15 protein-coding genes are annotated in these 20,335 nt (G+C 45.2%); 6 read left to right on the top strand and 9 right to left on the bottom strand.

What is annotated here, in order from left to right:
- Positions 1 to 18: 18 nt before the first annotated feature.
- The 5 genes from G3R49_RS15910 to G3R49_RS15890 are packed head-to-tail and all read right to left on the bottom strand — an operon-like array spanning position 19 to position 4,707.
- Positions 19 to 1,830 carry a bifunctional molybdopterin-guanine dinucleotide biosynthesis adaptor protein MobB/molybdopterin molybdotransferase MoeA gene (locus G3R49_RS15910; protein ID WP_167870313.1) on the bottom strand — a complete coding sequence of 604 codons (1,812 nt, stop codon included), beginning with the start codon at positions 1,828 to 1,830 and terminating at the stop codon, positions 19 to 21.
- Between the two features lie 27 nt (positions 1,831 to 1,857).
- Positions 1,858 to 2,439, bottom strand: coding sequence for a molybdenum cofactor guanylyltransferase MobA (mobA, locus tag G3R49_RS15905; RefSeq protein ID WP_167870370.1), 582 nt, complete (start codon positions 2,437 to 2,439; stop codon positions 1,858 to 1,860).
- 7 nt (positions 2,440 to 2,446) lie between these two features.
- Positions 2,447 to 3,181, bottom strand: a complete 735-nt coding sequence (locus G3R49_RS15900; protein WP_130600011.1) for an energy-coupling factor ABC transporter ATP-binding protein — start codon at positions 3,179 to 3,181, stop codon at positions 2,447 to 2,449.
- Complete coding sequence (locus G3R49_RS15895) at positions 3,182 to 3,889, bottom strand: ABC transporter permease (RefSeq protein WP_130600013.1); 708 nt, start codon at positions 3,887 to 3,889, stop codon at positions 3,182 to 3,184. It abuts the gene before it with no gap.
- On the bottom strand, positions 3,889 to 4,707 hold the full coding sequence (locus G3R49_RS15890; protein ID WP_130600015.1) for a substrate-binding domain-containing protein: 819 nt from the start codon (positions 4,705 to 4,707) through the stop codon (positions 3,889 to 3,891). Before G3R49_RS15890 ends, G3R49_RS15895 begins: the two co-directional genes overlap by 1 nt.
- Before the next feature lie 300 nt (positions 4,708 to 5,007).
- On the opposite strand from G3R49_RS15890, the gene G3R49_RS15885 reads away from it, so the two are divergent.
- Positions 5,008 to 6,375, top strand: a complete 1,368-nt coding sequence (locus G3R49_RS15885) for a sigma-54 dependent transcriptional regulator (protein ID WP_167870312.1) — start codon at positions 5,008 to 5,010, stop codon at positions 6,373 to 6,375.
- A gap of 44 nt (positions 6,376 to 6,419) precedes the next feature.
- Positions 6,420 to 8,540 (top strand): HAMP domain-containing sensor histidine kinase, encoded by a 2,121-nt coding sequence (locus tag G3R49_RS15880; RefSeq protein ID WP_167870369.1) that lies wholly within the window; start codon positions 6,420 to 6,422, stop codon positions 8,538 to 8,540.
- Positions 8,541 to 9,526: 986 nt separating this feature from the next.
- Here the strand turns inward: G3R49_RS15880 and G3R49_RS15875 are convergent.
- The 3 genes from G3R49_RS15875 to G3R49_RS15865 form a co-directional block, all read right to left on the bottom strand.
- Positions 9,527 to 9,982: a GNAT family N-acetyltransferase gene (locus G3R49_RS15875; RefSeq protein WP_130600019.1), complete on the bottom strand. Its 456-nt coding sequence runs from the start codon at positions 9,980 to 9,982 to the stop codon at positions 9,527 to 9,529.
- 148 nt (positions 9,983 to 10,130) lie between these two features.
- Entirely contained in the window at positions 10,131 to 10,793 is a 663-nt protein-coding gene (locus G3R49_RS15870) for a 7-cyano-7-deazaguanine/7-aminomethyl-7-deazaguanine transporter (protein ID WP_167870311.1), read from the bottom strand.
- A gap of 284 nt (positions 10,794 to 11,077) precedes the next feature.
- Positions 11,078 to 12,409 carry an isochorismate synthase gene (locus tag G3R49_RS15865; RefSeq protein ID WP_348633937.1) on the bottom strand — a complete coding sequence of 444 codons (1,332 nt, stop codon included), beginning with the start codon at positions 12,407 to 12,409 and terminating at the stop codon, positions 11,078 to 11,080.
- Between the two features lie 359 nt (positions 12,410 to 12,768).
- Here G3R49_RS15865 and G3R49_RS15860 point away from each other — a divergent pair, with 359 nt between their 5' ends.
- The 3 genes from G3R49_RS15860 to G3R49_RS15850 all read left to right on the top strand — a co-directional run bounded on the left by G3R49_RS15860 (position 12,769) and on the right by G3R49_RS15850 (position 15,005).
- A complete protein-coding gene (locus G3R49_RS15860) occupies positions 12,769 to 13,962 on the top strand; it encodes an HD-GYP domain-containing protein (protein ID WP_167870310.1) in 1,194 nt (397 codons plus the stop codon).
- Positions 13,963 to 14,083: 121 nt separating this feature from the next.
- Complete coding sequence (locus tag G3R49_RS15855) at positions 14,084 to 14,740, top strand: paraquat-inducible protein A (RefSeq protein ID WP_167870309.1); 657 nt, start codon at positions 14,084 to 14,086, stop codon at positions 14,738 to 14,740.
- An 88-nt stretch (positions 14,741 to 14,828) separates the two neighbouring features.
- Positions 14,829 to 15,005 carry a hypothetical protein gene (locus G3R49_RS15850; protein WP_165399007.1) on the top strand — a complete coding sequence of 59 codons (177 nt, stop codon included), beginning with the start codon at positions 14,829 to 14,831 and terminating at the stop codon, positions 15,003 to 15,005.
- A gap of 158 nt (positions 15,006 to 15,163) precedes the next feature.
- Here the strand turns inward: G3R49_RS15850 and G3R49_RS15845 are convergent, their stop codons facing one another.
- Entirely contained in the window at positions 15,164 to 16,105 is a 942-nt protein-coding gene (locus G3R49_RS15845) for a YeiH family protein (protein WP_167870367.1), read from the bottom strand.
- Between the two features lie 224 nt (positions 16,106 to 16,329).
- On the opposite strand from G3R49_RS15845, the gene G3R49_RS15840 reads away from it, so the two are divergent.
- A complete protein-coding gene (locus G3R49_RS15840) occupies positions 16,330 to 20,334 on the top strand; it encodes an AAA family ATPase (RefSeq protein WP_167870308.1) in 4,005 nt (1,334 codons plus the stop codon).
- Position 20,335 lies beyond the last annotated feature (1 nt).

The following is a 20,335-nucleotide window of genomic DNA, read 5'->3' as shown; positions in this document are numbered from 1 at the left end:
GACTCTTACTACAGCTGCTTACAACACATCAGCAAAGGGTTGAATAAATACCATGTTACCAGCAGCAACAGACTTAGGTTGCTCACCGATCACAATTAAACAGTTCCCTTGTACCATAGAGTTAAGCATGCCTGAGCCTTGGGCACCGGTAGACTTAACGTGCAACTTACCATCGTTGCCAACGTGGTAAATACCACGTAAAAATTCAGTGCGACCTTCACGGCTGCGTAGATTCTCATCGGCTACGGCAGGTAAGAAAGTTGGCTGCCAATTTTGCTCGCCAGCAAGTTTACGCACCGCAGGTTGTACAAACTGCAGGAAAGACACCATAACCGCAACCGGGTTGCCAGGTAGCCCAAAGAATGTCGCGTTGTTGAGTTTACCAACAGCAAGTGGGCGACCCGGGCGCATGTTAATGCGCCAGAAATTAATGGCGCCAAGTTTTGCCAGCGCTGTTTTAATGTAGTCGGCATTACCCACTGATACACCGCCCGAGCTAATTACGATATCGGCTTGTTCAGATGCTTGAGTTAAGGTTTGCATTAACGCATCTTCGTTATCTTCGATGATGCCTAAATCAATAACCTTGCAGCCAAGGCGTTTAGCCATGGTTTTAATGGTGTAACGGTTTGAATCGTAAATGCAGTTTGGTTGCAGCGGCTCACCTGGCTGACTCACTTCATCCCCGGTTGAGAACACGGCAATGGTTGGCGCTTTGCTCACTTTTGCCTGACTTAAGCCCAGTGACGCCATTAGTCCAACTTCTGCTGCGCTCATGCGGGTGCCAGCTTTTAGTGCCACCGCATCTTTAGCAATATCTTCACCCGCTAATCGCACGTGCTGACCCGCTTTGATGGACTCAGCTTCAAGCAGGCTCAGTTCGCTATTTTCTTCTTTGGTTAGCTCGCGCGGCATAATGGTATCTGCGCCTGCTGGTACAGGCGCGCCAGTCATAATGCGCACAGCTTCACTCGCATTAAGGGTTTTGCCATATTCGTGGCCAGCAAAAACTTCGCCGACGACTTTCAACGGTGCTTGCGAGACACTGTCATAAGCAAAAGCGTAACCGTCCATTGCTGAATTGGTTTGCTGCGGCACGTTGACAGGTGAAATGACATCGGCAGCTAATACGCGATTATCTAGTTCATCTAAGCTGCACTGCTCACTATCACTTGTGGCATTAATGCTATTCAGCACATAAGTGATGCCTTGAGCCACACTGAGACCTTGCTGATACGCGTTATCGCTATCTAGCGCTTGTGGCAACTTGAAGGGCAGGTCTGCTGCAGGTTGCTGCCAGCTTTGTTGATACTCCACCACAAAGTCAGCAATTTGCCCGACATTGTTAAGGTCAAGGCGCTTTAGCTCAGCCGGCGTCTTGGTGTCATCACAACATGCAATGGCGACGATGTTGTCGTCTTGCTCGTGAATAAATGGTTTACCGTGAGCGGCGCGGTGCAACTCAATTTTAGGTAGGGTTAGCTTTTTAAAACCCTCAACCAACACAATATCAACCTTGTCGGCTTCAATTTGCCTGAGTAGGTGATCGAGCTTTGGATCACCATCAACTGCATCTTCAGTCATCAATGCCCAGCGCACGTGGGACGCAACCAGCATTTGTCTTGCGCCAGCTTTGCGCATTTCATAGCTGTCTTTACCTGGAATATCGACATCGAAATTATGGTGAGCGTGTTTTATCACGGCTAAACGCAATCCACGGCGGTTTAGCTCAGGAATAAGTTGCTTTAATAAAGTGGTCTTGCCGGTGCCGCTGTATGCACAAAAGCCAAGTACTGGAACTGGAAGCGGGTTAGAAAACGGAACACTCATAAATAACCTCGTCGAAATTTGGGTAACTTAGCGCGCAATCGCTTGGGCGAGTCGTTGTTTTTGTTCTGGCGTATTAACGTTCACAAAGGCGTCTGGTTGGTCGCTAAATTCGGCGACAGCACAGCGATGCGCGGCGTACCAGTCATCGATTTTACGATTGCCTGCATCTAAAAAGGCCTGCATTGACGTCAACAATTTAGGTGTAAGTAGCAGCACAACAGGTTGCTCGCGCTCGCCGTCACTGGCTACTGCTAACTCGGCTTGTTGCGCTACTAGCGCTGCGTGTAAACGGATAAATAAATCTGTTGGTAATAGCGGGCAATCACACGGAACTACCATTACATAGTCGGCCTGAGTTTTTGCAAGTGCGGTAACCATGCCCGCAAGTGGGCCGAGATAGCCTGACTCGTTGTCATTGAACACTTGATAGCCAAACTCAGCGTATGTGTCTTGGTTGCGGTTGGCATTGATTAAAACTTGCGTCACTTGTGGGCTAATGCGGTCAATCGCATGGGCAATCATGGGTTTGCCCGCAAGCTCTACCAATCCTTTGTCATTGCCACCCATACGTCGCGCCATACCGCCTGCGAGAATGACTCCATCGACCATGTAAGGGTTAGTTGGCGCTGACATAATTTAATCCTGTGGAATTAATTGGTTGCTGAGTAGAAAAGCTAGGTACGTGATCGCTTACAGTAATTTGTTGTTTAGCAATATGCCAGTGCTTTTGGCATAAAGCGGTTAAGCCACATGTTTGATGGCTGCTTATCAACAAGCCTGTACCATCATCTTTTAGTTGATTGATCATAGCTAATACTAGTCGCTGTGATGGCTTGTCCATATTGGAAATAGGCTCATCTAACATCAGTAGCTTTGGTTGCACAATCCAGGCGCGAGCCATCGCAAGGCGTTGACGCTCACCGCCAGACAAATCACTGGCATTGCGGGTGAGCAAATGCTTAAGCTGTGCCATTTCAATTGCTTGGTCAATACGTTCAGTCAGTGCACTTTGGTCAAGTTTTGACTGGTTCGCAGCGAACTTGAGATTGTACTCTACACTACCGTCAAAAAGGTAAGGATGTTGGTGCAAATACAAAGCTTTGCCTAACATGCCATCTTTACGCCACCATGCCGCTTTTTCAAATCCTTGATGACTAAACTTCCCTTCAGGTGCGTGTATTAAGCCAGCGAGTAATTTCATTAGCGTTGATTTACCTGTGCCATTGTCACCTTGCAGGTAAATCACATCACCTTGGGCAAAAGTTAGCTTGGCAAACGAAAACAACACCTTGTCGTTGAAGCGCATAACGACATGCTCGGCATTAATTTGAGCTTTATGAACGGTTGTCATCTAGTGGCTCCTTGGCATCGCTTTACCGCGCAAAGTGCCTAGTGTGAAGTTTAATATTAAGGCTAAGATCAATAACACTAAGCCTAATGCAATGGCTTGGGCAAAGTCGCCTTTGCTGGTTTCTAGGGCAATCGCGGTAGGAATGTTGCGAGTGGCATTCAAAATATTGCCGCCCACCATCATAGAGCATCCTACTTCAGTTAGAATTCTGCTAAATGCGGCGATAACAGCAAGCAGCAGTGGTACTCGTAGCTCACGGCATAAGACATAAACCGCGCTTGGCCATGATACGCCAAGCGTGCGTGAGGTTTCCCAGGCTCGGCGATCAACACTTGAGAATGCTGCTTGCGATAAGGCTACTAATACAGGGGCACAAATTAGCATTTGCCCTAGGATCATACCTTTCTGGGTAAACAACCATTTCAAGTCACCCAGCACGCCGTTACGAGTTAATAGTAAAAACACCAACAAACCTATCACCACTGTAGGAATAGATTGCAGCGTTTGAATAAGGTTGGTAACCAGCCAGCGCCCACGAAATTGCGTGAATGCAAGGACAAAGCCTAAGGCGATAGATGGAATAAGGGTGATAAGAAGCGCAGCGAATGACACGCTAAATGAAACATTGATGATTGACCATACTTCAGGGTCAAAAGACAGCAGCAAGCTAAATGCTTGCTGCAGTAGTACTAACCAGCCTTCGCTCATTATTTTTGAGATGCCTTAAACAATTGCTCTCCTTGCACTTTGTAGTTGTTGATCATTTTCTTTGCTTCTGGGCTGACTAACCAATCACTTAGTGCGCGTGCACCTTTGTGGTTTAAGTCTGGGTATTTTTTAGGGTTAATTAGAATAATTTGATAAGGGTTAGCAAGTGCTTCACCACCATCGAATTTAATTTCTAAATCTAATTTAGCTTTATAAGCTACAAAAGTACCGCGGTCAGTCAAGGTATAAGCTTGCAGTTCGTTAGCCATAAGTAGCGTTTTACCCATACCTTGGCCTACTGCAGTATAGCCATTAAAGTCGGTCGTGACATTGGCATTGTTCCAAATTGCTAACTCCTTCATGTTCGTGCCTGAGTTGTCACCACGAGAAATAAAGGTTGCTGGCTTAGCAGCGATTTTAGCAAAAGCTTGGTTTACATCTTTACTACCATTGATTTTGGCTGGGTCATTCTTTGGGCCTAATACCACGAAGTCATTTGCCATGATGCCACGCGGCTCAATACCATAACCTTCGTTAACGAACTTAGCTTCTGCCGCTGGTGCATGAGTCATTACAACATCCACGTCACCCTGACGAGCTAGTTTTAAAGCTTTACCTGTACCTGTTGCAATAACCTGTACTTCAAAACCAGATTGCTTTTCGAAAGTCGGTAGGATAGCGCCTAACAAGCCTGAGTTTTCTGTGCTGGTGGTTGTCGCTAGCTTGATAATTTCATCAGCTAGTGCAACTGGGCTGAATGCCACACTCCCTAGTACTGAAGCGGCAAGTAATAATGCAGAAGATTTTTTAGTAAACATAGTCGTTCCCTGGAGAATAATTGTAAGTTTGGTGAAGTACTTATGCCATTCAATATCGTGGGTACTTTCTTATTTTGCCTCTATAAAGCAATTAAAATGCCAAGGTTGAATTCAAATGTTGTAGTTCACGCTAGAAATTTAAACTGTGATCATTATCAAGTTTATTGTGAAATTGGCGCGGACAAATTGTCTCAACTCACGGTAGTATTGACCCATACTGACCAATGATTTCGCTGTCTTTGAAATAAATTCCCAAAACAGAGTCATTTTGTCCAACTGAACTAAGACGAGCACGACTGCATGAAAACTTCATTTCCAACAGGTATGTCTGTATTAATTGTTGATGATGAGCCAGGGATGCGCAGCTTTTTAAATAAAGCACTGAGTAAAAAGTTTGCTTTGGTGGATACCGCATCCACGATTACCCAAGCTGAGCAGATGCGCTCTCAAGGTCACTATGATCTACTTATTGTCGATATTCGTTTGCCCGACCGCTCGGGAATCGAGTGGCATGAAGCGCTAGATGATCCTGATCGTCAGTCGGATATTATCTTTATGACAGGTTATGCCGATATGGACGTTGCTATTAAAGCGCTGCGTGCTGGTGCCTCTGACTTTATTATGAAGCCGTTTCATTTAGAGCAGATGATGACAGCAGTTGATCGCTGTATTGAGCGCCGCTTGCTGAAACGTGAAAACTTTATGCTTAAGCGCGAGCTTTCACACGGTAAAGCATCCAGCATTATTGGTCGCAGTGATGCCATGGTTGAAGTAAAACAAGTGATAGAGCGTGTCGCGCCAACTAACGCTGTGGTGTTAATTGAGGGTGAGTCCGGCACAGGTAAAGAGCTGGTAGCCAGACAGTTGCACCACCTAAGTGGCCGCAGTGGTCCTTTTGTGCCTGTTAATTGTGGCGCAATTGCTCCTGAATTATTGGGCAGTGAGCTATTTGGTCATACGGCGGGGTCATTCACCGGCGCTAAATCGAGTCGCGAAGGCTTATTTAGTTTTGCATCGGGTGGCACGATCTTCCTTGATGAAATTGGCGAAATGCCAATGAACATGCAAACGGCTTTGTTAAGGGTGCTGGAGCAGCGTGCTATTCGTCCAGTAGGCAGCGAGAAAGAAGTCGCTATTGACGTGCGCATTGTGGCGGCGACCAATCGTACCTTACAAGAAGAGGTTGAAGCAGGACATTTCCGCCGCGACCTCTTCTATCGCTTAAACGTGTTGAATATCCTTATTCCACCGCTGCGTGCCCGCAGTGAAGATATTGTTGAGTTAACCCATTACTTTACCATGCAGATCACTAAAGAGATGGGCATGAAAGAGGTGATATGGAGCCACGAAGATTTACAGGTACTGCAACAGCATGAGTGGCCGGGCAATATCCGTGAGCTACGTAATATGATTGAGCGCTGCATCTTGCTTGGCAAGCCGCCGGCAGAATATTGGAAGGTGGACACTAAAGAGTCAGTACCTGAAACATCTGGCTATCCGCTTGATTGGCCACTAAAAGAAGTTGAGAAACAGCATGTAATGCAGGTTGTCACCGCCCACGATGGTAATAAGTCGGCTGCTGCGCGTGATCTTGGGGTTTCTCGCAAAACGCTCGACCGTAAGTTCAAAGAGTGGGCTGATGTCACCGCCCCAGAGCAGGAAGAATAATCGTGTCTTTGTTTAATCGAGTTTTTGGCGTTACCTGGCAGCAAATGCGTGCCAAGGTACGCTATCGCTTGCTAGTACTGACGCTGCTGCCTATTTTGTTGACGTTAGTCAGTCTGGTATTTATTACCATTTATTGGAATATCAGCTACACAGGTCAGCAGCTATTTATGAAGGTAAAAGCTGATCTGGCGGTCGCTAACAATACCTTATTGCAGGTACAGCAAGAGCAGCAACAACAGCTGGTCAATATTAGTCATTCTTGGGAATTTCATACCTATTATGAGCGCCTGATATCACAAGGCCGCAAGCAGCAACGAGAGAATCAAGCGCAACTTAACCTGAAACTCAATGAACAAAAGCAGCGTTATGGACTCGATTTTCTGCGTATATTAAGTATTACCGAGGCGGCTGCAGATCCTGATCTAAGGCTCATGTTGTCTGACATTAATGATGGTCAAGCTTATTCAGGTTTGACTGTGTTATCACCTCAGCGCTTAAGTCATATTAATCCTGAGCTTGCGCAAAAAGCGGTGATCCCAGTATCTGAAACCCTTAGGGCACAAGAGCCGAAAAAAGATGAAGAGAGTCGAGGGTTAGTCAGTCGGACAATTTTGCCGGTACTCGACCAAAACGGTAATGTGGTGTGGTATCTCGACAGTGGTATTTTGATCAACCGCAATACTGTGATAGTCGACTATATTCGTGATCTGGTCTACGACAAAGGCACCTTACCTGAGCGCTCAATTGGCACGGTAACAATTTTCCTCGATAACATCCGCGTCAGTACCAATGTACCGATGAAGCTTACCTTTCCTGAGCAAGAGACCATGACCCGCGCGCTAGGTACTTTGGTGTCCGATGAAGTGCGTGAACAAGTGCTTGAGAACGGTGAAGTTTGGGTTGACCGCGCGTTTGTGCTTAATGATTGGTTTATTTCGGCTTACTCACCGATTGAAGACATTCGCGGTAAGCGTATCGGTATGATCTACACCGGATTCTCGGAGTCACCGTTTATCCATAACTATCTGCTAAACATTATTGAGCTTGGCACTATCTTGATGTTGGTGTTGCTAATTTCCGGTTTGCTGGTTTATCGCGGAGCCTATAGTTTATTGCAGCCGATCGAGAAAATTCACCATGTGGTAAAAGCGGTTCAATCAGGGCGTAATGTGCGTATTGGAGAACTTGGGCTTGATAGTGAGAATGAATTGTCCAATCTAGCTGAACAGTTCGACCGCATGCTTGATTTACTGCAGCAGCGTAATAGTCAGATCCAAGCGGCAGCGGAGCAGCTAGAAGTCAAAGTTGAGGAGCGTACTCGCAGTTTACAGGATAAAACTGTTGAGCTTCAGCGCAACGTAGCACTGCTAAATGAAACCCGTCAGCAGCTAGTGACCAATGAAAAGCTTACTGCACTAGGTGAGTTAACTGCAGGTATTGCCCACGAGATCAATAATCCAACAGCAGTGATTTTGGGCAACATGGAACTGCTGAAATACGAGCTTGGTGAAAAAGCTGAAGACGTAGAAGAAGAGATCGACTTAGTGATTCAGCAAGTAGGTCGTATTAGTACTATTATCCGCAGTTTATTGCAGTACAGTCGCCCGGGAGAGTTCAACGCGCCGCTGCAGCTACATTCTGTTACGCCGATTGTTGAAGAAATGCTGGTACTGGTCCGTCACTCGATCAGGAAGCAGCAAGTTGAGTTGATTCAGGAGCTCAATGCCACTACTGAAGTGGAAATTAACCGTCCGCAGATCTTGCAGGTACTGATTAACCTTGTGGTGAACGCAGCTCACGCCAGTGAAGAGAAAGGACGCATCTTTGTAAAAACCTTTGATTGGCTTGATGACAAAGGGCAGTGCATTGGAGTGAAGATTGAAGTTGCCGATGAAGGGGTGGGCATTTCTGAAGAACAGCTTAGCCGTATCTTTGACCCTTTCTATACTACGCGTAAAGACGGTACAGGCTTAGGTTTATCGTTAAGTTACGGCATTATTAAGCGTATTGGTGGCACGATTGAGGTGAGCTCTACGCTTGGAGAGGGTACAGTGTTTACTATTGGCCTGTATCATCAAGCTCGTGATGAGCATGCTACCAACCCTTATGTTGGTTTGCACTTCGGCGGCCGTAGCAAGTTCGTCGATAAGGACAAGCCGCTGTAATCAGCCTTGTCAGTATTAAAGCGGTATAAGCAACAGTGCCACTTGCTCGGTTTATCTGAGTGAGTGGCATATTTGTATCTCTAGGCTGGAACAACTTTGAGAGTCAGAAAACAGGCACTAAAAAAGCCGGGTGATGAAGCCGGCTTGTTTTAGGAGTATTGAGTGATACTACTTTGTGCAGCGTCTAACTAAAGGTGATGAAGCTCTAGCATGACGCTTTTTGCAGAGAAGTGAAAAGATGATGAGACTTATCACTAAAAAAGTAGAAAGGTGATGAAGCTCTCTACTTCGGAACGCAAGTTAATAATAATGATTCTCATTTAGTTTGCAAGCTAAATTTGACATTTTTTTAGCTTAATTAGGCTATCACTGTAGTTTGATAAGGTTTGTTGCTTGTTAAGTGTTTGAATTTATTTGTTTAACTGCTTTGGTGAAAGCAAACATAAAGTTAACGGTTTGTAGCTATGGCGGCATGAATCGTCGCCGAAGTTGACTGCTAACTAAGCGTTACAGCAATCAGTAATAGGCACAGAGCAGTTTGGCAAACGAATTTAAGGTGGATAGATAATGCGCTGGCGCTCTTTTGTGGAGTTATTTTACAGGGAAGTCGACGGTTAAAAGTACGCTTAAAAGCGCGTTTTCGCCTGTACTATGTCGTTTCAAAAGCTTGCACCTAAAATAACCACTATTCTCAGCAGCGCAAGATTCTGCTCAGTGATCACATCTCCGTCAATTAGTAATGAGTTGCAAAACTGAATTTCAGGTAAAAAAAAGCCGGGATAAAATCCCGGCCACAAAGTGTGTGAGCAATGTCGTGCTAATTAAAACTCGGAGGGGAGTTAAAGTGATGAGCCTTTAACTGTCTGAGTTTTGGAACGCAAATAAATAATAATCATTCTCATTATCACTTGCAAGTGTAAGATGGCAATTAGTGCTATCTTTACAATTGCCGTTTGTAACACCTTGATAGTGTGAGCCTTTAATTCCTACAGCTGTTTTTGTAAATGCAGTTTGTTGTGGGCGATATCAGCCGCTGGCGCAATTTCTGTGATCTGATATTGGCTACGAACCAACATAGTTAACATGGCTTTGAAGTGATTTCGGGTTTTAACTGTCATGGTTTGATAACCTTGCTCAGCAGCCCATTTCTCTTGATACTCCAACATTGACTTCGCCAGGCCTAGGTTTCTAAAGTCTGGTGCAACTCCACCTAACCAGCTGTAAAACACAGTGTCAGACTCGGCGTAACCTAGTTTGAACCCAGCGAGTTCATCTTCAACATAGGCAAGTAACACCAAGCATGGTTTGTTCGCTAAACGCTGTTGCAAATCTAGCTCAGTTTGCGGGCGGTCTAACTCAGGGATCATGTGAGTTAAACGAGTCAGTTCGCTTAGAACTTTTGATGAAAGTTGGCTATAAGCCTTAATTTCAGTGGAGTACATCACAACTCTCCTTGGTATAAATGCCATTAACTAAAGGGTTAAAATTGCGGCAAGTATAACAGGTCAGTCCAGTTATCTGCTAGTGTGCTGATCAGAATGAGCGAACAGTAACCGTGATCTTGTTCGCTCAAATGACATAAATCTGTCGTTAGTTGCGTAAGGTTTGCTGGTCTGTCGTCGCTAAAATTTTGTCTTGCAGCACTTTAAGTAGTACACCGTAAGCGGGTAAAAATAGTCCAAGGCTAACAATAAGCTTGAAGCCATAGTCGACACTGGCGATTTCTGGCCAGTGCTGCGCCATAAAGGCGTCAGTCGAGGCGTAAAATGCCACACTAAAGAACACTATAGTATCCACTAGATTGCCCACAACTGTGGAGGCAGCCGGTGCGACCCACCATTTTTTCAGCGTACGTAAACGGGCGAACACAGTAATGTCCATCAACTGACCAAATAGGTACGCCACAAAGCTAGCAAAAGCGATACGCAATACAAAGGTATTGATATCGGTTAGCGCTGTTAGGCCTTGAAACTGTCCTTGAGTGAACACAACACCCACGAGATATGAGATAAGCAGTGCAGGGATCATAGCTTTAAAGATGATCTTACGCGCTGCCTGTTGACCGAAAATACGCACGGTGAGGTCAGTTGCTAGGTACACAAATGGAAAGCTAAATGCCCCCCAAGTGGTGTGGAAACCGAATATTTGAAATGGCAGCTGCACTAAGTAGTTGCTGGCGCAGATGATTAAAATGTGAAAGCTCACCAATAAAGTGAGGGCGCGGCGAATTTGCGGCGCAGTTAAACTAAGCATATTGTGACCTTTTTAGTTTCATTATGCGGGGTGAGGGAACCCGCGAAGTTAACGCCGCTGCTGATTATTGATTTAAGAGTTCAGTTTTTAGCAGCGCTTGTACAGAGTATAACTAACTTACCTTAGCGCTCTGAACTTCGAGCTAGGAGCTTAAGCACTAACAATTAACAAAGAGTCTAGGCGTAAATTAGGGGGCGGGATAATAGCACCAAGTGTAAGCAGCGAAAAGCGCAATTTAGCTGCACTGCGTTGCTAGGTTATACTGTTCTTACTGAAGTGTTTGATTAGAAATCAATTAGTATCGATAAAATGGTAGCGAGTTTATTTTCTAACTCTTGCCACTCGGCTTGCGGATCTGAACCTGCCACAATACCTGCGCCTGCGAACAGGTTAACGCGGTTAGGCTCTATCAGTGCACTACGAATGGCCACTGAAAACTCCGATTCATAATGGTTTAAATAACCACACGCTCCTGCATACCAGCCACGAGCGTAACCTTCTCTTTGCCGAATAAAGCTTAACGCTGACTGCCTTGGTAAGCCGCCGACTGCTGGAGTCGGGTGCAAAGCTTTCAGCAGATCAAAATCGTTCACTCCAGAATGCAGCTGTGCTCGAATAGCACGGTGCAAGTGCTGAATATGGTTCAGCTTGAATATCTTGGGTGTTTCTTCTGCGCCGACGTACTGGCTTAACGATGACAAGGAGTCGACGATATGTTCACGCACCAGCTGGTTTTCGTGGCTGTTCTTAGTATCTTCGAGTAACTGCTTTGCGAGTTGGTTGTCTTCTTCTGTATTGAGCCCGCGAGTGGTGGTGCCTGCTAATGCTTCAGTGTAGAGCTCTTGTTGGCGGCGCAGGTATAAGCGCTCGGGTGAACAGGAGATAAACGCCCGTTCTGGCGAGAACTGAAAACCAAATTGAAAGCTATTTGGATTACGGCCTTGCCAGCAAGCAAGTACGGTCCAAGGGTCAATATTACCACTGACCTCAAGCTGAGTTTGTCGAGACAGTACTACTTTGGGCGTGGCTTGATTAAATTGCTGTTGCGTGACTTGTTCAACCAGCTCTTGCCAGCGAGGGTAATTTGGCAAGTCGCTGCGGCCCATTAATGACAGTTTACTTGGTGGTGTTAGTGGCAGAGGCTTCTGCAGTTGTTGTAAATCGGCAAGTGCAGCGTCGCACTCTTGGCTGGGGTCTTTGCCTTCAAAGTCAAGGTTGAGCAATATACGCAGCTTGTTGCCGTGGCGACGAATTTCAATCCTAGGCAGCACAAAGCGCGCGCGACCAAATTCGTCCCAGCATTCTACTGTGCGGTCAAATGCTAAGCCGCCATAGTAGCGAATGTCTTGGCCGTTACTTTTATTGCGCTGGCTTTGATAAAGTCTAGCGAGGTCATCATCATTAATTTGATCATGAAAGTAGAAGTCTTTGCAGGCACCGATTGCTGCGACTTCTTCTACTTTGTCACGTCCATGCCAGTAGATCCTCGGGTATAAGGTTTGTGCCGCTAGCCATGATAATACGGGCAGAGAAGGGGCTTCTACTGACAGTTGTAGAATTGGGTCAGCGATAGGCGCATGTCTCAATTTAGCGAGTTTTTGTTTTAGCTCGCTAATGTGTGTCGCAAAAACCTGGCCCGGCAATGTTCTCTCCCACGTGTTTATCTCGGTGCTATCTTACTATTTGATTGCACATGAAAATCTAATATACCAGCCTGAAATTAAAAAGCCGATATCCAATTTTCAGTCTTGTGATACAAGAATTACTTTAATTTATACGTCTAAACTCGCATTTATGGGCAAAAGCGTGGATCAATGCCTTATTGAGGTAGAGATACCGGATACAGGTCTAAAAATAAGCAAGTTTTTATTTGGAAATTGTTACTGACAAAGCATAAAATTAATCAGACAATAACAAACCTCTTTTCTGTATCCGCCTCTATCTGCAATATCAACTTTGTTGGAGCGCTGTATAAATGAATGTATCTGCGGGATCAGACAATCTGATTAAGATCCCCGTGTCTAAATTGGCTATCGGCATGTTCGTTACCGCCATTGACCACAATAATAGTAAGGTCGCTGTTTCTAATGCAGGCCAGATAAAAAACCGTGATGCTATTACTAAGTTAACCAAAAATGGTATTAAAACCGTTTGGGTCGATGTCGAGCGCTCGTCGGATAGCTGCGGGTTGAAAAAGGTGAAGCCAAAAGTATCTGGTAATCCGTTAGCGAAAAAGCCTGCGACGAATCCTCGCGACGTTAAGCAAAAACAGGCGAAGAAACTTTTGTCTGAAGCTAAAGGCTTGATCAAAAAAGTGATGTCAGAAACCTTCGAGGGTAAAGCTATCGAGGTGGCGCAGTTTGGCGAAGTGGCTGACAAAATGATCGAGTCGGTAATGGATGATGCCGATGCTTTTAAGTGTATTTCAGCACTACGTTCAAAAGATGCCTATTTACTTGAGCACTCGATTAACGTTGCCTTTTTGCTGGTGACTTTTGGTCGCTACCTTGACCTTGACCCTGAATTGATTAAGCAAATGGCCGTTGGTGGTATCTTGCATGATATTGGCAAGGTCAAAGTCGATAATGAGATTTTGCATAAGCCTGCCAGACTGACCGCTGAAGAATTTGAAAAGATGAAGCTGCATCAAGTTTACGCAATCGATATTATGCGCGACATTGAAGGCTTGTCTCAGGTCAGTATTGACGTGTGCTTGATGCACCACGAAAAACTTGACGGCAAAGGTTATCCTAGAGGCTTGAAAGGAGATGAAATCCCTATGCATGGCCGTATGAGCTGTATTGTTGATATTTACGATGCGCTCACGGCAACGCGCTGCTACAAAGAGGCGATGAGCCCTGCGGCCGCATTTAAAATCTTAATTAGCTTAACCCCATTCCATCTAGATCAAAAACTGGTATACGAGTTTATTCGCTGTGTCGGTGTTTATCCAGTTGGCTCGTTGGTGCAATTGTCTGATGAACGTGTTGGTATTGTATGGGATTCAAAAAATCGCGACGCATTGCATCCGATTGTTAAGTGTTTTTATTCGCAAAAACATCGTCGTTATACCGAGGTAGCATTTGTCGATTTGAAAAAGTCAGACTTAGTGATTGAGCGAGGCGTGTCGCCAAGTTCACTTGATGTTGACCCGACGCCTTTCTATTAGTGGGTTAATTTTTGTCACTCAATCGTGTCACCTGGTTGTTGTAACTATGCTATCAAAGGTGACATAAAAACAGGCCATCGACTATGATGGCCTTTTTTGTGTTTATATCTGCGGGTTTTTCATGAGAGTTGTTATTTCTATTGTGTTGGTTGTTTGCTCCCTTGCTTTACTTATTCCCGGGGTGACGCAACCGGTATTAACCATTACTGGCAGCATCGAAAAAGCGCAGATGGTGGACACTGGTAAGCAGCTATTGCTGGACAATGTATCTGCCAACTCACAATCTAGTGCAGCAAGTATGCTTAATATGGCGCTGTCTATGCTCGGGTTAGATGAGGTTGAAGGGCAAGTCGAGGTATTTCACAAGACCCGCAGCATTGCTGATACCGTTTCAGAGTTATATCTATCTAACCATCTACTCGTTGCTGCACTGGTGGGGTTGTTCAGTATAGTTATTCCAGCTATCAAGTTGCTGTTGATGTTAGTGATACATTTACCAATAAAGTTAAGTATTCGATTAGGTATTTATCGTTTTATGGCGCTAATTAGTAAGTGGTCTATGGCCGATGTCTTCGTCGTGGCGCTGATTATTGTTTATATGGCAGGTAATGCCTCAGCGGGAATGGGTGAGATGCTGCAAACCCAGGCTCAATTTGAGAATGGTTTTTACTTTTTTGCGGCCTATTGTTTATTTGCTATAGCCAGTCAAGTGCTGTTGCAGCGACCTAGCGATAAGGTGAATGCAGGTGAGTCGCAAGCTGATGAAACTGCGCGGTAAAAAGAAAGGCATATCATAGACGGTATCGTTATTGGCAACTTAGCAGGGTGGCCGAGATAATTTACCTAACATAAAGTTGGGGGAATTCATGAAGTCACTCATTGCCAATAAACGAATCAAAGCTGTATTGATCGTGCTGCTATGCGTGATTGCCGTAGTGGCATCTATCTATACTTCAGGGTTAACTCGGGCGCTGATCGAGTTAAGCGCCTTTGCGAGTCTTATCTGGTTGGTATTGTCCAAACCATACATTGAAGAAGGTTAACTTCTATCCTTGCGAGTTCATTTCAATCGTTTAGCCAGGACTGCTAGCCTAGAGTTTTGCTATAGGGCTCGATGCCAGGAATCAAACACCTCTCATTGCTGTAGCTTCAACATCTCAGCGAGTCCGCCACTTAGTTGAATTACTGCCAAGTGATTAAATTATTGCCCGGTCATCAAAATGTAGGCAAGTGAACTTGCACCAATTGCGAACCAGAGTAATACCCCAAGCAGCAGCGGCTTAGGTCCATTAGCACGCATTTTCTTAACTGTAATTCCCGCACCAATTAAAAATAGACATACAATTAATATACGCTTGGAAGCGTTAAACGCGACTTCATAAACTGCTTGCCCTTGAGGTAAAAAGTAGGCAATCGCGATGGCGAGGCAGTAAAAACCAATAAAGTATGGAATGGCGATTTTGCTGCGATCGCCACCAAAAGCGACAGCGCTCAACAGCGCAATTGGAATAATCCATAGCGCTCTGGCAAGCTTAACTGTGGTAGCGGTTTTTAAAGCTTCATCTCCATAGGCGGCAGCTGCGCCGACAACCGATGAGGTGTCGTGAATCGCAATTGCGCTCCATACACCAAAATCATATTCAGACAGGTTAAAGGCGTGTCCCAGGGTTGGGAATACGAACAAGGCCACAGAGTTGAGTAAAAAAATACAGGCAAGCGCGACAGCAGTTTGATCATTTTTGGCATTGATTGCTGGTGCAACCGCGGCAATCGCGCTGCCGCCACAAATTGCGGTGCCGCAGCTAATCAAATGACCGGTTTTCTGCTCTAACTTCATTAATCTTGTTAGGCCATATCCCAGAACTAGGGTGAAGATAATAGAGCCAATAATCAGCCCGATATTGTCACGACTTGCAGCGATGGCTTCAGGTAAGTTAATGCCAAAACCTAATCCAACAATGGAGTATGCCAGCAGTTTTTTAGTCCACTTAGCTAAATCCAGATTGTCTGGCACCAAGCCAAGGCTTGCTAGGGTAAATCCCATTAGCAGTGCAATAGGTGATGAAATAGCGGGTAACAGGCATGCTAAAGCGAGAGCAAAGAATAAGAAAGGCTTAAATTTGTGAGATTGAATAACTGACATGGCGAGCGGATATGCCTTGCTGCGTTGCTGTGAGAGGCACATTGTAACAGACCTAAAGCCAACTTCCGATGTTAAACCCCAGTTGGTATAAATAATTGTATTTTTGAGGTTAGGACGCTGTGGTTGTGAGGTGATTTGTAATACAGTGTAGTTTGTTGTTTGGGCTGATTTTTTGGCTCAGTTTGTACTGCTATGTGGGTAAAGGGAAGTTTAGGTCAGCAAGCATGATTCGGATCAGTAAAGCGTTTTTTAATCGTTGCGATGTGGTATTTGGCGATGAAGTACTATCAGAAGATATGTTGTGCCATGAAGACATGTTTATGCCACTGATTTTGGCGGTAACTGCTCGCTTATATGGTGAGCAGCAACTTAAGTCGGTGGTTGATTTCTCTTTAATTACTGATACCAACAGCCTGCTGTTTTTTCGCACTGATAAGCTGAACATTAAAGATGAGCAAAAGCTCATAGACATTATTCATGCTTATGACGGCGCCAGTTGTCTTACTCCTTTTCTATTTTTGCCCCGTGATATTAGTGGTCTAATGCTGGGCCTCAACGTCGGCGAGTTTGCCGGATACTGCCGCGAGCATTTTAAAAGCGTTCCTGCAAATACCCATATTGATGTTTATAAGGACTTACAGTTTTTGTTTAATTTTCTTGATAACGACAAGCTCAACGAATTGAGCGATAAACTCAAATCCATGTTCGATGATAACGCAGAGCAAGCAAAAGCGAGTGTGGCAACCAAGTCATCTAACCCGAGTCACCAAACCGCCCAAGTAAAACCTAGTGCCGAACAGCCAACTGCTGAAGATAAGGTGCATGTTGCTACCGCTGAGTACAGTAATTTAGATGTTTCAAGCTTTCTACCTTCAGATACGCCAACTAAAAGTACTACAACTAAAAAGAATAGAAAATCAATGGCTTTTACCGATTTGCAATCAGCTTATGCCGAGCTAGATAACGCTTCAAAGCATATCATTCAAGAACTTGCCGTAATGGCAGCGGCTAAATACTTTACTGAAAATAGTGACAGCACTCATGAAGACATGGGTTCTGCCAAGGTTGTTGATGATAAAGCGCTGCTTGGTGCCTTTTTAGCCAGTAGACCTTTGTTAAATGCATTGGCAGAGCGCTTTGGGTGCCAGCACTACCAAATCGTGTTCCCACCAGTTGTGTATGAGCAAAGGTTACAGCTAGAGCAAGTCGCCGAGACCCGTAGCTTTGGCGAGCCGACGACAACCTGGTATCAACTAGCAAAACGCAATGCTCCCAAATTAAGATTTCCGCAAATAATAAAGGAATGTTTGCTTAGTGCTATATCTGCCGATGGCAAGCTCGACGTAGCGGAGTTTGTTGATAGTCTTTGCAATAGCAATATTGCCTTATTTGAGCTGCTTAAGCAGCAAAACCAGGTCGCCAACCGCCTGATAAATTCAGCGCAAACTAGTCAACGAATGAAAAAGGCGTTGGCTGATAAAGTGATTGGTCAGTCTTATGCGATTGAGCAGTTATGCCAGGGGTATTTAAGCTCATGTATTGAAACTCATAGCGGGCCAAGAGCGATTTATACTTTTCTTGGACCATCTGGTGTAGGTAAAACCTATTTGGCGACCGAGTTTATCGATGAGCTAAACGCGTGTGAAGGCAGTGGCTACCAGTATAAGATGTTTAAGATGGAAGGTTATTGCGATAAGCGCGATCCATCAAAGTTATTTGGTAGTGGTATTCAGTACATAGATGCTAGCTTAGGAACCTTAACCTCTTTTGTTCGTGCTAACCCTCGCAGCGTGTTGATTTTTGATGAAATAGAAAAAGCTCACCCCAATGTGATTCAGTCGTTATTGTCGGTGCTGGATAGCGGTATTGCTAAAGACAATACCAGTCAGGAAGACGTCGACTTCAGTCAGTGCTTTATCTTGTTCACATCTAATCTAGGCCAGGACTTACTTGCAAGTAAGCCGCAAAACAAACAGCTCAGTGTGTTTGACGTGCTATCTAGCTCAGTGGCAAATGGCAGTAATACCCGATTATCGCCAGAGTTTATTAACCGTCTGGCAAAAGGTAACGCAGTAATGTTCTCACCATTAAAGGTGAATCATTTATTGGCGTTAGCCGAGCGCAGTCTGCGGTCGAGTCAAGAGCAAAAAGGGTTGAGTTATCATTGGCCTGAAAACTTTGCCAGTTTTATGCTTAAAACCATGGCGCCTGATTTATCAGTGCGCAGACTTAACGGCCGTTTGTCACAGCTGCAATCACAACTGCTTACTCAAGGTGCAGGCCTGTTAGATGCCAACAGATCTGAGCTTGAGATTACCGTTGATGTCGAGACGAAGCCGTTAATGGAGCCCTGTCAGCCAAGTATTCTGGTACTCGACGACGACCCTAGAGTATTTAGTGCGTTAAATGAATTACCAGCAGAGTACAACTGTCACCTGTGCGACGAGCCGACTCAGTTATCGGCCTTGGTAAGTCAGGTTCGCCCTGACGTGTTATTACTTGATTTACAACTCGTTGAAAAGCTAGGTCAACCACTAGATAGCTATTTAGTGCAGCACTTAGCTGACGTACCGCTAATGCCTATTTTTACCTACCAGCTGCTGTCAGGTTATGAAACACATAAGCCTACAGGGGCTGATGTACTTGCCAGTAGTCATGATATTCGTGAACACTTTAATCTCACCCCGGCACAAGAAAACTGGCTGACTAGTATGCTGACTGTTGTGAGTGATGAGTTGCATATGGAGCGCAGCTTGCAGCAAATGCAGCGCAGGAACTTGCAGCTCGATTACCAATTAACAATGCAGTCATCGGCGAGCGGGTTAAGTGTGTGCTATCACGAGCTAGGCTATGTGCAGCAAGTGCAAAGTCAGGATGTTCGCGGTGACGAGCTATTTAGTCATGATGTGCCCACAGAAACGCTAGCCGATGTTGTTGGGCTAGAGCGTGCGAAAGATCGTTTAACTCAGGTATTGCAGTGGCTTAAGTCGCCACACCAGCTTGCCGCGTACAATGTCAAACCTCCGAGTGGTTTCTTGTTTGCCGGTCCATCTGGCACTGGAAAAACCTTGCTGGCAAGAGCCCTTGCTGGCGAAAGCCAGTTGCCTTTCTTTAGTGTGTCATCATCAAGCATATCTGCGTCGCATTCAGGTGGCAGTGCTGACAATATTAAAAAACTGTTTGCTGCAGCGAGGCGCTATGCTCCATCAATAGTGTTTATTGATGAAATTGATGCTATCGCGGGGCAAAGAACAAGTGGCGAAAGCAGTGCTGATAAAGACCGTAACCTAACGGTTAATGCCTTGCTCACTGAAATGGATGGCTTTGATCAGTCTGCCGGGCAAGTGTTTGTTATGGCTGCGACCAACTTACCAGAGTTATTAGACTCAGCCTTGATGCGTCCTGGGCGCTTTGATGAAACCATTTATTGTGACTTACCTAATAGTGCCGCAAGAAATGCGTTCTTTAAACGCTTTGCAGATAAATACCAATTACCCCTAAGTGATGAGTTGCTTATCGACTTGGTAAGTGCGTCGCGTGGCATGTCGGCAGCGCAAATTGAGCAGGTTTTCAGAGAGACAATCTATAGCGCAGTTAGCGAGGGCAAAGAAGTGACTTTTGCCAACTTGCAACAAACCATGATCCGGGTGAGTTACGGCACTCCGTCTGAAAATATTTCGATGTCGGATGAGGAGAAAAAACGCACAGCGTATCATGAAGCAGGGCACTTGTTGGTCTCAAAGCTGTTGTTCCCAAATCGTGAAGTAGACTTTGTTACCATTGAACCCCGCAATCAAGCGTTAGGGTTTGTGGCTCTGCGACCAAGTGAAAGCTATGAAAGCTTGTCTAAAACCACAGCTATGTCGCACCTTGAAGTTATGCTCGCGGGACGCATGGCTGAGAAAATTCTAACCGGTAATAGTGACGAGGTGAGTGCAGGTGCCAGTAATGACATTGAAAAAGCCACTAATCTAGCCATGCACGTGATTTACGAAGCTGGGCTAGATGAAGAGTTGGGGCCGCTTAATATCAAGCTATTAACCCGCTATGAGGAAAGTGACTTATTGCTGCAAGCTCAGCAAAGCGTACGCAACTGGCTAGTGACCGCCGAGCAAAGTGTCGAGCGTCGTTTAGTCAGCCATAAGCCTTTGCTTGATAAAATCGCTGATGCGCTAACTACTCATGAGTCATTGTTAGCTGAGCAAATTAATGCTTTGTTTGAAGATTAAC

Source organism: Shewanella sp. WXL01, assembly GCF_012263345.1.
Classification (GTDB): domain Bacteria; phylum Pseudomonadota; class Gammaproteobacteria; order Enterobacterales; family Shewanellaceae; genus Shewanella; species Shewanella maritima.
Note: the sequence above shows the minus strand (reverse complement) of the source record. Positions and strands in the feature narration are given on the sequence as shown.

Excerpts from the sequence above, each read along its gene's own strand:
- G3R49_RS15910 (WP_167870313.1), bottom strand. The coding sequence starts at position 1,830 with ATGAGTGTTCCGTTTTCTAACCCGCTTCCAGTTCCAGTACTTGGCTTT.
- mobA (WP_167870370.1), bottom strand. The coding sequence starts at position 2,439 with ATGGTCGATGGAGTCATTCTCGCAGGCGGTATGGCGCGACGTATGGGT.
- G3R49_RS15900 (WP_130600011.1), bottom strand. The coding sequence starts at position 3,181 with ATGACAACCGTTCATAAAGCTCAAATTAATGCCGAGCATGTCGTTATG.
- G3R49_RS15895 (WP_130600013.1), bottom strand. The coding sequence starts at position 3,889 with ATGAGCGAAGGCTGGTTAGTACTACTGCAGCAAGCATTTAGCTTGCTG.
- G3R49_RS15890 (WP_130600015.1), bottom strand. The coding sequence starts at position 4,707 with ATGTTTACTAAAAAATCTTCTGCATTATTACTTGCCGCTTCAGTACTA.
- G3R49_RS15885 (WP_167870312.1), top strand. The coding sequence starts at position 5,008 with ATGAAAACTTCATTTCCAACAGGTATGTCTGTATTAATTGTTGATGAT.
- G3R49_RS15880 (WP_167870369.1), top strand. The coding sequence starts at position 6,420 with ATGCGTGCCAAGGTACGCTATCGCTTGCTAGTACTGACGCTGCTGCCT.
- G3R49_RS15875 (WP_130600019.1), bottom strand. The coding sequence starts at position 9,982 with ATGTACTCCACTGAAATTAAGGCTTATAGCCAACTTTCATCAAAAGTT.
- G3R49_RS15870 (WP_167870311.1), bottom strand. The coding sequence starts at position 10,793 with ATGCTTAGTTTAACTGCGCCGCAAATTCGCCGCGCCCTCACTTTATTG.
- G3R49_RS15860 (WP_167870310.1), top strand. The coding sequence starts at position 12,769 with ATGAATGTATCTGCGGGATCAGACAATCTGATTAAGATCCCCGTGTCT.
- G3R49_RS15855 (WP_167870309.1), top strand. The coding sequence starts at position 14,084 with ATGAGAGTTGTTATTTCTATTGTGTTGGTTGTTTGCTCCCTTGCTTTA.
- G3R49_RS15850 (WP_165399007.1), top strand. The coding sequence starts at position 14,829 with ATGAAGTCACTCATTGCCAATAAACGAATCAAAGCTGTATTGATCGTG.
- G3R49_RS15845 (WP_167870367.1), bottom strand. The coding sequence starts at position 16,105 with ATGTCAGTTATTCAATCTCACAAATTTAAGCCTTTCTTATTCTTTGCT.
- G3R49_RS15840 (WP_167870308.1), top strand. The coding sequence starts at position 16,330 with ATGATTCGGATCAGTAAAGCGTTTTTTAATCGTTGCGATGTGGTATTT.